The following is an 11,666-nucleotide window of genomic DNA, read 5'->3' on the forward strand; positions in this document are numbered from 1 at the left end:
GCGTGGAGAGGCTCAGGCAAATCGGAGCTCGTCTTTGAGGGCGCGCCAGTGGCTGATATCGTCGTCACTCAAAGGCCCTGGCTTGCTGTAGTTGAGCACCAGCATCCGTTGCTGCCCCGGTATCAGGCAGGCCGCCTGAAGCTGGTAGTGGGGCTTGTCGCCGACCATGAACTGGATTGCCATTTCCCGACTGTCGACCGGATGCTCATTGCTTCCAAGGCGGGTCACTTTCGCGGGCGTAATGGTCAGCGCCTTTGACTTCTTCCGTAATAGGTTCAGTTGGTCGTCCAAGGCCTCATCCAGGGTCTTGGTGTTTGCAACAGGGCTGCGAGCGATCACCAACGTGGTTTGCCTGTCGGGAAAGCGCAGCATGTTCAGCGTCGAGTCCTCGTGGGCTTCATCACCCAGATTGAGGATTACATCGTGCGTCAGGTATCGGGTCATCTTGGGTAAGTCCTTTTTGAGTTCAGTGCAGGGTGGCTGGGCGAGCGCTAGTCGAAATGCCCATCCACGTCAGCCTTGAGTGAGTCACTGTCGCGCCCGTTCGCGCCCGCACCCGCCGAACTACCCGTTGGGTTGAGGTCGAGCTTTGCCGCCAGGGTGTTGATCTGCCCGGTCTGCTGTGCGGTGAAGTTGAAGGTCTCGCAGGTGATGTTCAGCGTGCCATTGGCATGCATTTCGATAAGGGTCTTGCCGCACTTGAGGCGTAGCGTGTTGCCCGCTTCGACCTCGTAGTCGCCTGCGATGAGGTCGTTTTTGCCACCCCCCACTTTCAAGGTGTCGTTGGCCTTGACGACGCGCAGACGATTGCGGCCAATGGCGATCGATTCGTCCTGGCCAATCTGTTGGGTGCGATCGACGCCCACAGAGAGGGACTGGTTGTGATTGACCAAAGTGTTCTGATCTCTCTGGGCATGGATGAACACTTCCTCCTTGCCCAGCTCATCCTCGAAACGCAGCTCGTTGAAACCTTCCCCCTTGTGGGTCTGGCTCTTGATGGTCATGCGTGTTTTGTGGTCGGGCAGGTCGTAAGGCGGCAGTTGGTCACCGCAGTAAGTGCGCCCGGTGATCATCGGCTGGTCGGGGTCGCCGTTGACGTAATGGATGATCACGTCCTGGCCGATCCGGGGAATAGCCATCGAGCCCCAGCTGCCCCCCGCCCAGCCTTGAGACACCCGCAGCCAGCACGAACTGAACTCGTTGTTCTGGCTTTCGCGGTCCCAGGGGAAACTGACTTTTACCCGGCCCCATTCATCGCAGTAGATTTCCTCGCCAGGCGGGCCGACGACGGTGGCCATGTGCGGCCCGTCGATTCGCGGTTTTTTCAATGGCGCAGGGCGCCATTCGGTCCGACCGGGGACCAGCACTGCGGTCTGCTCGTAGCGCGTGCTTACATCGACGTCGGCGGCTTCTTCCTGCAGGCTGGTGAACTGGTGGCCTTTATGGGTAACCGTGTTCACCCGCCAATGCACATTGAGGTCGTCACGTGGGTGACCGGTCAGGGTGAAACTGAGCCCCGGTTGCAGGCGCACGTCATCGCCCTGGACCTCGGCAATACGCACATCATGGCGCAGCGCTGTGATACGGTTTTCAGTGAAGGGCTTGCCCACGGCATCGCGTTTATAGCGGCCGGGGTAATCGAAGTATTCGTACTCTTTGCTCTGGTGCTCCAGGAAGGGCCCGGCGGCTCTGTGCTCCTGGCGGTAGGCCGGGTTGGTGAAGGTGTGGTCGCGCTGAACCTGTCGAGCGGTGCGCACCTGCTCGCTGTAGCGCAAGCGGCGAAGGCAGGGCATGGCTTGATCGCCACCGCTGTTGGCTTGGTACAGCACGCTGTCAGGGTCTATAGGCTCATCGTCATCGAATAAGCCCTCGTCTTCATCGTCGGCCTTGACGGCGCCATGGCTGATCAGGCCGAGGGACTGCAGCCGATCGGTGATGATCAGCTTGTGCAGCTTTTCACTGTGCGCGAAGCGGTAGACGAAGCCTTCTTCGGCCGCGAGGCGGGCGATGAAGTCGAGGTCCGTCTCACCGGCCTGAACGCAGAATTCGCGCACCTGATGGTCCATGCTGGCGCGCAGTTCGTACTGGTCGATGCCCTGGCGCTTGAGCATCAGCTCGAGAATTTGCGGAACGGTCTTGTGCTGGAAGATGCGCCAGTTCGAGCGCAGGTTGGCCCGTGCCAGTTGGGGCTCGACCAGCGCGTGGTAGTAGGTGCGGTAGAAGCCGCTTTCAGCCTGGCTGAAACGGCTGACAAGGCCGTGCACGTACCGTACCGGGCGTTCGCCCTCCAGGATGGTGAAGAGCACGGGCTTGTCGAGCAAATGGCCGAAGTCGATGTCGTTTTCGAAGCTGATCAGTTTCAGCTCCAGTTCAAAGGGGGCGCTGATGCCCTCTCGGAGTTCGAACGACACCACCTCGAATTCAGCTTTGCCAACGAGTGCCTCAAAGCTGTAGCGCAAATCAGATTGGCTAGGCATAAAAGATCCTTGTCCGCCGTCTGAATCAACACAAAGCCCGGGCGGGCATGGCCTGCCCGGGGCATTTGCACAGGTCAGGCGGCAGGTGCGCGCCAGTCGTCAGAGCCTTCGGTATTGGCTACATCGTGAGCCCACGTGATCTTTCGATACGCCAGCGATACTTCAACCAGTTGGGTGTAGTTCTCATTGTCTTTGTCGAGTGCGTGGGGAAGCACGGTATTGATGCTGACGATGGTGGCGTCTTCGAGCGTGGTGGTGAAAAAGTGCTCTTGTTTGCCTTCCGACGAGGTGCGATACCAGCTGACCTCGACCGTTGGCAGCATTTCGCCGGTGGCAAGTGCCTGATACATCAGGGGGGTAGCTTTGTTCAGTGAACTGGTGAATATGAAAGGCTTATGCACGCGCTGGCCACTCGGTTGACCGCTCTGGGGGTCAGTGGGCGTAGTCACCTCATGCTTGATTTCCTGAACCAGAATCTGATCTTCATGGCCTTGTTGGAACACGTTGCCGACGGAGTCAGCGGTGAAGGCGCCAGCGGTGATGTTGCCTTGGGTCTGGCCTACGATCTTGATGTAAGCGGGTGTTGGCATGGCAGTTACTCCTGCGTCCATGTGGGTAAAGCACGCGCACCACAGGTGGCGTGGCCATCGGAAACGATGGGCTTGTCAGCGAGGCAAAAACCTCGCGAATTCGTTGAACTCAGTGGTGCTGTGTCACGGTTGGCTATTGCTGCAAAATGCCGTTCAGCGACTCCAGCACCTCGGTTGTGATCAGGTGCAGGCGGTAGCTGTAGATCCCGTAGGCCACCGCCATGGCGATGGCGGAGATGACCAACGGGCTCCACCACGGCCATATCCGGCTCATGCGGAAGTTCTTTGGGGCGACGTTGGTGTAGGGGTCGCAGACCTCTTCTGGCGTAGGGCCGCGCAGCTCACGGATGATCCCGTGGAGCTGGTGGATCAGGGCGTTAAGTGACTCTTCGCCCTTGGGGGCGATGGCGTACTTGCCCTTCAAGCCCAGGCACAGGGCGAAGTACATGAACTCCAGCACGTCCTGATAGCGCTTGGGCTCCTGCATCAGGCGGGAAAGCACGGTGAAGAATTTTTCCCCGCCCCAGGTCTCGTCGTGGAAGATGCTGAGCAGCGGCTCGTGGCTCCAGCAACTGCTTTTGCCCCAGGGCCGATCCATCACCGCTTCATCGATGTACAGGCACAGGCCGTAGGAGTACGCCAGCAACTGAGCGGGCTCATAGCCGTGCTGGCGTATTTCTTCCCGGATGCTGTCGATCTGAATACGTACTTGCTGATGCACATCTTTGATGTTGGGCAGTTCATCAAGCGTGCGCAGGCGCATGACCAGCCCGAACAAGGGCGCTGCGGCATCCAGCATGAGATTGGCGCAGCCACCCCTGAGCTGAAACTCGGGATCCGCGGGGTAGCCCTGATATGCAGGTTCCGGCTTCTGCTCCTGTGCAGATGCAGTGGAAGCTGCAGGTGCGGGTGCGGGTGCGTCGTTGGGCAGCGACTTCTCAAGCATCGAGTGCAAATCCGTATCCGCAACGTGCTTCGCGTCGTTGAGGGTAGGGTTACTGTTTTCCATATCATTCACCCCTGATCGCCCAGAACTGCAGTTCAAGCCTTGGGAACTCACCTGCAACGTGGAAGCCGAAGCCGTTGGCCGTCTTCATGCAGGCCCAGGCGGGGTCACGGCGATCCAGTTCGAAGTAGCTGAAGCCCGCATGGAAGGGCAGGTCGCGTGGTGCAACCGGCAGGGGCAGCAGCGGGATGCCCGGCAGTTGCAACGGCACCAGGTCATTCAAGGATTCGAGTGAGGTGACCTTGGCTTTCTGTATGAACATCTGGCGCAACGTCTGCGGCGGCAGGTCGGCGCGCACGGCGATGATGAAATCGGCTTCGTCGATCAGGCGCCGGTCTTCCAGCGTGGTTGTCATCACGCCAAAGTCCAGGGTTTCCAGCGGCAGTGACACGGCGCGGGGTTGCAGGACCGTGCTCAGGGCTCGACGGAGCGTGTCCTCCAGGGGCTTGAACGAGGTACGCAGTGCGGTGTGGTGGTAGGCCGGGTATTCCTGCGGCAGCCGGTTCTCGTCGGTGAAGGTGACGAATTCACCACACGCCTGGCTCATGGACAGGTACAACTGCTCGGGGTGTGTTTGTCCTTGCCTGGCCAGGTGGTTGAAGCACGGCCACCAGCGGTTCATGGCCTGCAGCAGGTTGAAGTCACGGATGTCGGCGATACCCGACTGGCCCGAAGCGCCAATGCGGGCGGCAAGATTGCGCGCACGCTCGCGCAGGGTGTTGGTGATTTCTTCAAGAAAACGCTGAAGGGCCGGCACTGCCCGCACCGAAACGCTGGTGGGGTAGAACGTTTCATCCAACTGCAGGCTACCGTCGGGGCGCCGTTCCAGGATACGAGCCACGGCCAGGCGGGTGTAGGCACTGCTGTCATCGGCTTTACGTTTGAGCTGCAGGTTGGGCACGGCCAGGTCGACCTGCACCAGGTCACCGTCGGCGCTGTGGGTATCCTTGATCTCCTCTGCCTGAGCGTTGTAGCGGAAGTTGGCGGCATTGTCGGGCCAGCTCACTTCACGGCCGCCCTCGGTCCGCAGCGGCAAGCACAGGAAAATCTCGCTGTCTTTCGAACCGTCGTCCTCGATTTCCAGGGGTGGCGGCGGAGGCAGATCGGCGGGAATATCGAACACCGTGCCATCGGGCATGATGCCGCGCGCCTTGGTGATGGCGACCTTGCCCAGGCTCAGGTATTCGGTGCTCAGCTGCAGTTCGCTGAAGCCGTAGAAGGCCGCGTTTAGGCTGCCAAGGCGTTGATGCAAGGCCGCTTCACTGGCCCGCGCAGCTTGTTGGAAATGTTGCGGTTTGACGAACAGGCCTTCGGGCCACAGAACGGGGTTACGTGAACTCATGAGCGCTCCGTGTCAGCGTGAGTAAGGGGGATAGGGTGCAGAGGCGCTGTCATTCCTCCTCCTTGAGCAGGATCTGCGCGTCATTGACCAGCACTGAGAGAATGATCTGGTGGCCGCGTGGCGGAATCCGCAACACGTGCTGCCAGGTCGCGTTCTCCTGGTTTCTGTAGTCGCCGATCACCGCGACGAAGCGGGTCTCGGGCTCGATGGGCTGAAACGGTATGAACTTGAACTGGCCTGGGTTCAGCAGGTAATCGTCATCGCGGATGTAGGTACTGCGCAGTGCCTTGGCGGGGTCATCGTCCAGCAGTTGGTACACGCTGTTGCGCAGCAGCGAGTCATCGCGCAGTTGCAGGATCTTGATGGCAATCGGTGTGGCGACAGGCCCGCTGGCTTCGGCCTTGCTGCTCGGCAGCGTGAGCACCACCGTGGGGTCGTCATAGCTGCCGGGCGAGCTTTCTTCCATCGGGGAGCGAGCCCATTCGCTTTGGTCCTCTTCGCCGGTTTCCACGCGGGACATCGCGGGGAATTGCGCTTGCAGGTATGCGAGCAAGGTCCCGACTTTGTCGGTCAGTGCGTGCGGATCGCCGGCGCTCAAGGTGACTGCGTAGGGGCTGGGTTCCAGGATGCTCTCAGGGATGGTCGCCACGTCGACACTGTTCGGGTTGCTGTTGAGCGTTGGGCTGACGTTGATGCTGAACGCGACTTGGGTGGGGTCGTCCTTGGGCGGCCCGATCGGTAACGAGTGATCCAGCACCACCTTGGTGGCTCTGCTCAAGGACGTGCAACCTGGCAGCCCGACCAGCACGATCAGCAGAGACGCCATCAAGAAAGCCAGGCGGCTCATGGGCGCTCTCCCGCCGTCAGCTGTTGCAGCGGGGCCGTGGTTGATGGCGCCGCCTCAGCCAGCGCCTTGAACGCCGCCATGGGGTCTTTGATCACCCAATCGGCCCCGTCGCTGCCGATGGTGCCGCCCGTGCGATCAAACCGATGACGCAGGGTGACGGTATGCTGCACCTGGTCGAGATTGATGATGCGCAAGGTCAATGTGCTCATGAGCGCCCCCGAAAGCGGACAACGGGACTGATCTGGCCATCGTGGTCATCGACGAAGCTGGTCCAGCCCAGGTAAGCGCCTTTGCTGCGGTGCAGGCAGAACGGCGACAGTGCGTTCTTTTTCAGGCGCAGCTCCAGGTCATACGCCAGGCCATCGCGCAGCAGAAAATCAATCAAGGCGCGCAAGCGACCGAAGTTGATGCCGCTGGGCAGCAAGTCATGCAGCTGCGCCTGGTCGAGTTCGCTGATGAGGATGGTGAACTTGCTGCTACGGGTACGGGTGCGGCTGCCGACCATGAACGTGCTGCCAAGCTCGCCGTTGCTGCGCCCGAGGCTTACAAGCTGTTTGCTGTTGGTGGTGACCGTGCGCGTCTCGAATTCGCGGATCTGCACGTGCGTCAGATCGAAGCAGTGGGCGATGATGCCGGCGACGGTCCCCGGTGCGCGGCTGCGGCTGGCGATAACCCCGGCAAAGCTGAGCAGGCGGCTCCAGGGCAGTGTCGTGTCGCCGCGCAGCTGTTTGTCGTTCAGCCCGAGCAGGGCGAACATGTACTGGGAGAACCCGTCCCGCGCACCGGGTTGAAAACGGATGTAATAGCGGTACTTGCGCCAGATCCGGTGCAGCAGGCTGAGCAGGTAATGGTTGAAGAAGTCGAAGAAGGCCGGCCGCACGCCTACACCCTGGGCATGTTCATAGGCCACCTGTTCCAGGTAATAGGTGGGCAAGGGCGAGTCGGTACCGTGCAGCCCCATGAACGTGGTGCACACGCGATAGCGCTCATCCTCCCCGGGCATCCGCTCGGCCTTGTACACATCAGAGACGGGAAAGGTCAGGCGCGGGTCGCTGGCCAGCCGCACGCGCAGCCGGGTGGCCTCATCCGCCCAACGCGGTTCCAGGTCGTCCCCGTGCAGGCCATGCAACCGCTCCAGCAACTGGAAGAAGTTGTACTGGTGCGCATTGGCGAGCAGCTTGTCGGCTAGATCAGCGGTTGCTTGCCGGTCTGGATGGGCCATGTGTAGTGCTCGTTGTTGGTGGTGTTGATCACTTCCAGTTGATGGAAGGAATTGATGCTGGCGTACAGGGCGAAGAAGTGCGCGAGCACGCAGCCGAACAGGTAGAGGTCGCCTTCGCAGAGGAAGGCCGCCTGGTCCAGCTTCAGTTGGGTGTGCAGGCCTCGTATGGGTTGCCCCTTGATCAGCCAGTCCATGGGCTGCGTGTGGAGTTCGCGGATACCGTCGAGGCGTTTGCCGGTGGTGCGCGCTTGCTGGATGTCGTGCAACGCCGCGAAGTCGTAGGTGCGAATCACCGCCTTGAGCGGCTCGACCGACAACAGCGACAGGTAGTTGAGCGACATGTTGGAGATCAACGCCCACTGCAACTGGCCATCCAGCACGGGCCGGTAGGGGCGGGTGGGGGCGCAGATGTTGGTATAGGTCGCCAGGGGCGGCGTGACTTCGGTGAGGACGTTGATGTCATCCACGCCCAGCGCCAGCGGCAAGTCCCTGTTGGTGCAGGTCAGGTCGATGGATGCAGTTTCAAGCTCGCCTATATAGCTGTTGGCATCGGCGCGCACGAAGGCGATGCGGTGGGTCACGCCATCGCCGCGCAGGGACTCTTCGAGTTGGTAGCGGTAGTACAGCGCCGTGCGGCCTTGGACATGCTCGATTTCGTGGGCGAACGACTCGAAAGGGCGAAAAGTCCGCAGGTGCTCGCCGGTGCTTCCGTCAGTGGTCGTTCGGGTGCTGATGACTTCATCGACACTGAAGATTTCGTAAGCGGACTGCTCCTCGCTTCTGGGCTTGAGCTCGACCTGGGCAGCCTCGCTGGCCAGGTCGATGGGCTCGGCACTGTGCTTGAACAGGTTGACAGCCGGGGTGCAGAACAGGCTGAAATCTTCTGTGCCAACGCGAAGGGGTTCTGGCAGTTGACGCGTGAAGTGGAACTCGATGCCCACCTGCTGGCAGGCTTGCGCCGGCCACAGCTTTTCCAGGCCGGTAATGCTGAAGAAGTGGAAGCGCTTCGGGAACACGAAGTATTCCTGCAGGATCCGGTAGCCATCGAACACGTTCCGCGGGTAGGGCAGCAAGGCCTCCTCAGGGCTGAAACCCGGGAACGCGATGCTGTTGGCCGGTAGCCGGCGCACCTCGCCGTCCATGATCACGCTGACGTGTTTGAGGTATTGAGCAATCCATAGATAAAGCGTCAGAGCGGTGCGGTTGTCGCCGCTCAGGTGGAAATCCAGACGGGCGCAGCCCAACGTATTCAGTGGCCGTTCGACCAAGGTTTGCAGGCCGATGCGAACCACAGAGCTGTCGAGTGTCTGGGTTGCGCTGACGGCGCTGATTTCGACCGGATGAAGGCTCACTCCCGTGCAGGTACGAAACTCGCAGGGCACGCCGTCCACGGGTTTCGAGAACAATCTTGCACCTTTGAGAATGTGCTGTGACTGGCTGAGCGATTGTTTGCGTGGCGAGAACTGGATGATCGTCGCGCTGGGCAGTGGCCGCAGGTAGTTGGGCCACAGTATCTGCAGCATGGGGTGGGTGAGTTCTGGCAGGTCATCTTCCAGCTTCAGCCGAAGCTTGGCCGTTAGAAACGCAAAGGCTTCCATCAACCGCTCGACATCAGGGTCGCTGCCCGCCTTGCCTAGCAGCCGGGCAAGCTGAGGGTTGTCCTTGGCGAAGTCGTTTCCCAACTCGTGCAGGTAACGCAGTTCTTCGCTGAATCTGTCCTTCAGTGACATGGGTCACCTCACTCGGGTGTAGCGGTTGTGTCCGTTTACCAGCAGCTCCAGCTGCAACTGCTCTGCCTGGTTGTTGACCTGCACCTGGCAGTCGAGCCTGAAATGCAGTTCCAACGGGGCGTGACAATCCGGTACCGCTTTGAGCGCGCGCACGTGGATGCGCGGTTCAAAGCGCTGGAGGGTGCGGCGGATATCGGCGCTCACTTGCTGCAGCAGGTCGCCACTGCTGACGTCATGCCCGTTGAAGTCGCGCAGGCCAAGCTCGGGGCTGCTCTGGGAGCAGCCTTGGCGAGCGTTCAGCAACGTTTCGAGGTGGCGCTTGATGGCCGCGAACTTGTGCGAAGCGCTTTCCTGGCGAGACGGCTCCCGGATGGCGGACGGGTCCGCCATCAAGCGATCGAAGAAACCACTCATTGCGTGTCGAGCCGGCCTACCAGGGAAATTTCGAAGTTCGCGCCCATGTACTTGAAGTGCGGGCGCACGGCGAGCGAGACCTGGTACCAGCCCGGATCACCCGCCACGTCCGAGACCTCGACCCTGGCAGCACGCAACGGCCGACGGCTGCGCACATCGGCCGAAGGGTTTTCCTGGTCGGCGACGTATTGCTTGATCCATTTGTTGAGTTCGGACTCAAGGTCCCGTCGCTCCTTCCAGCTGCCGATCTGCTCGCGCTGCAACACCTTGATGTAGTGGGCCAGGCGATTGACGATGAACAGGTAGGGCAGTTGGGTGCCGAGCTTGTAGTTGGTCTGTGCCTGCAGGCCTTCGGGTGTCTTGGGGAAGTTTTTCGGCTTTTGCACCGAGTTGGCTGAGAAGAACGCGGCGTTGTCGCTGTCCTTGCGCATGGTCAGGGCGATAAAGCCCTCTTCGGCCAGCTCGAATTCCTTGCGGTCGGAAATCAGTACCTCGGTAGGAATCTTGGCCTGCAGTTGGCCCAGCGATTCGTACAGATGTACCGGCAGGCCTTCGACGGCACCACCCGATTGCGGGCCGATGATGTTGGGGCACCAGCGGTAGCGGGCAAAGCTGTCGTTGATGCAGCTGGCCAACAGGAAGGCTGAGCTGCCCCACAGGTAATTGTCGTGCCGGCCGTTGATGTTCTCATCGTAATTGAAGCTGCTGATCGGCTGGTCCTGGTGATGGTAGGCGGAGCGCAGCATGAAGCGCGGCCCGGTCAGCGCGATGTGGCGGGCATCTTCGCTCTCGCGGAACGCGCGCCACTTGGCATGCCGTGGGCCGGCGAAGATGTCTTTGATTTCTTTCAGATTGGGTAGCGCTTCGAAGCTGCTCAGGTTGAAGAACTCCGGGGAGGGTGCCGCAATGAAGGGCGCATGCGACATGGCACCGACGGACGCCATGTAGCTCAACAGTTTGATATCAGGCGAAGAGGGGCCGAAGTTGTAGTTGCCAACCATTGCCGCGACCGGCTCGCCACCGAACTGGCCGTAGCCGGCGGTATAGACGTGTTTATAAATACCACTGCAGGTAATGTCGGCGGCGTTCTCGAAGTCATCGAGCAGGTCTTCCTTGCTGACGTGCAAGACTTCGAGCTTGATGTTCTCGCGAAAGTCCGTACGGTCGACCAGAAGTTTGAGGCTTCGCCACGCGGATTCAAGTTGCTGGAACGCGGGTTCATGCAGAATGGCATCCATCTGCTTGCTGAGGACCCGATCCAGCTCGGCAATCATCTGGTCGACGCGGTGTTTGTTGATCAATTGATCTGGGTCATGACTTTTCAGAATTTCGGCAATGAAGGCGGATACACCCTGCCTGGCCACTTGGTAACCCTCTTGTGTGGGAACCAACTTGGTCTCTGCCATGATCTGGTCGAGCAAGGTGGCATTGCTCAGTGTTTCGGCCTGTGTTTCAACAGTGACAGTTGTGCTTGGCTTTGGCATGGGGACGCTCCGTTGTCTCAGTCGGCTTTTGGCGCTTCAAGCACCAGGTCCAGTTCTTGCGCGAGTTGCTTGCGGGCATGCGCGTCGTTCAGAAGCTGCTGCAGCTGTTTGCGGAAGGTGGGCACGTTGCCCAGCGGGCCTTTCAGGGCGACCAGCGCTTCACGCAGCTGCAGCAGCTTGTTCAGCTCGGGCACCTGGCGTGCGATGCGGTCTGGGCCGAAGTCCTGGATGGACTTGAAATGCAGGTTGACTGCCAGCTCTGCATCCGGAGTAGCGCCAAGCGCGGAGGGCACCGACATGGCCAGGCTCACATTGGCGTCGTTCAACACGTTGTTGAAGGTGTGTTTATCGATGCGCATGACCTGACGGTCTTCGAGGGAGCGGCTGTCGTCGAGGCCGAAGTCACCCAGCACCATCATCTTGTGCGGCAGCTCTACCTCGGCCTGCTCGTCACCGGTGGCGGGCACATATTTGATGTTGATGCGTTCTTTGGGTGCAACGGAGCCGGAGGATTTAGTCATGGTTATATATCTTTTTTAGTGTGGGGTTTATAT

12 protein-coding genes are annotated in these 11,666 nt (G+C 60.3%); all 12 read right to left on the bottom strand.

Going from position 1 to position 11,666, the window contains the following annotated elements:
• Positions 1 to 12 precede the first annotated feature (12 nt).
• The 12 genes from ACI7M0_RS09120 to tssB all read right to left on the bottom strand — a co-directional run bounded on the left by ACI7M0_RS09120 (position 13) and on the right by tssB (position 11,633).
• On the bottom strand, positions 13 to 444 hold the full coding sequence (locus ACI7M0_RS09120) for a DcrB-related protein (protein WP_129934019.1): 432 nt from the start codon (positions 442 to 444) through the stop codon (positions 13 to 15).
• Positions 445 to 491: 47 nt separating this feature from the next.
• Positions 492 to 2,477: a type VI secretion system Vgr family protein gene (locus tag ACI7M0_RS09125; RefSeq protein ID WP_405314577.1), complete on the bottom strand. Its 1,986-nt coding sequence runs from the start codon at positions 2,475 to 2,477 to the stop codon at positions 492 to 494.
• Positions 2,478 to 2,551: 74 nt separating this feature from the next.
• A complete protein-coding gene (locus ACI7M0_RS09130) occupies positions 2,552 to 3,067 on the bottom strand; it encodes an Hcp family type VI secretion system effector (RefSeq protein WP_010954872.1) in 516 nt (171 codons plus the stop codon).
• Positions 3,068 to 3,200: 133 nt separating this feature from the next.
• Positions 3,201 to 4,076: a type IVB secretion system protein IcmH/DotU gene (gene icmH, locus ACI7M0_RS09135; RefSeq protein WP_104886379.1), complete on the bottom strand. Its 876-nt coding sequence runs from the start codon at positions 4,074 to 4,076 to the stop codon at positions 3,201 to 3,203.
• 1 nt (position 4,077) lies between these two features.
• Positions 4,078 to 5,415, bottom strand: coding sequence for a type VI secretion system baseplate subunit TssK (gene tssK / locus ACI7M0_RS09140; RefSeq protein ID WP_129933769.1), 1,338 nt, complete (start codon positions 5,413 to 5,415; stop codon positions 4,078 to 4,080).
• 49 nt (positions 5,416 to 5,464) lie between these two features.
• The gene (gene tssJ, locus ACI7M0_RS09145) at positions 5,465 to 6,262 is read right to left on the bottom strand and encodes a type VI secretion system lipoprotein TssJ (protein WP_129933770.1); all 798 of its coding nucleotides are present in this window, start codon (positions 6,260 to 6,262) and stop codon (positions 5,465 to 5,467) included.
• Complete coding sequence (locus ACI7M0_RS09150) at positions 6,259 to 6,471, bottom strand: hypothetical protein (RefSeq protein ID WP_129933771.1); 213 nt, start codon at positions 6,469 to 6,471, stop codon at positions 6,259 to 6,261. The genes tssJ and ACI7M0_RS09150 overlap by 4 nt, the downstream gene beginning before the upstream one ends.
• Complete coding sequence (tssG, locus tag ACI7M0_RS09155) at positions 6,468 to 7,484, bottom strand: type VI secretion system baseplate subunit TssG (RefSeq protein ID WP_129933772.1); 1,017 nt, start codon at positions 7,482 to 7,484, stop codon at positions 6,468 to 6,470. Before tssG ends, ACI7M0_RS09150 begins: the two co-directional genes overlap by 4 nt.
• Positions 7,448 to 9,214 (bottom strand): type VI secretion system baseplate subunit TssF, encoded by a 1,767-nt coding sequence (gene tssF, locus ACI7M0_RS09160; RefSeq protein WP_129933773.1) that lies wholly within the window; start codon positions 9,212 to 9,214, stop codon positions 7,448 to 7,450. The genes tssG and tssF overlap by 37 nt, the downstream gene beginning before the upstream one ends.
• A 3-nt stretch (positions 9,215 to 9,217) precedes the next feature.
• Positions 9,218 to 9,628 carry a type VI secretion system baseplate subunit TssE gene (gene tssE, locus ACI7M0_RS09165; protein WP_121783149.1) on the bottom strand — a complete coding sequence of 137 codons (411 nt, stop codon included), beginning with the start codon at positions 9,626 to 9,628 and terminating at the stop codon, positions 9,218 to 9,220.
• Complete coding sequence (gene tssC / locus ACI7M0_RS09170) at positions 9,625 to 11,112, bottom strand: type VI secretion system contractile sheath large subunit (protein ID WP_104886372.1); 1,488 nt, start codon at positions 11,110 to 11,112, stop codon at positions 9,625 to 9,627. The genes tssE and tssC overlap by 4 nt, the downstream gene beginning before the upstream one ends.
• A 17-nt stretch (positions 11,113 to 11,129) precedes the next feature.
• On the bottom strand, positions 11,130 to 11,633 hold the full coding sequence (gene tssB / locus ACI7M0_RS09175) for a type VI secretion system contractile sheath small subunit (protein WP_129933774.1): 504 nt from the start codon (positions 11,631 to 11,633) through the stop codon (positions 11,130 to 11,132).
• Positions 11,634 to 11,666 lie beyond the last annotated feature (33 nt).

Source organism: Pseudomonas sp. 10(2024) (assembly GCF_045164175.1).
In the GTDB taxonomy this organism is placed as follows: Bacteria; Pseudomonadota; Gammaproteobacteria; order Pseudomonadales; family Pseudomonadaceae; genus Aquipseudomonas; species Aquipseudomonas alloputida.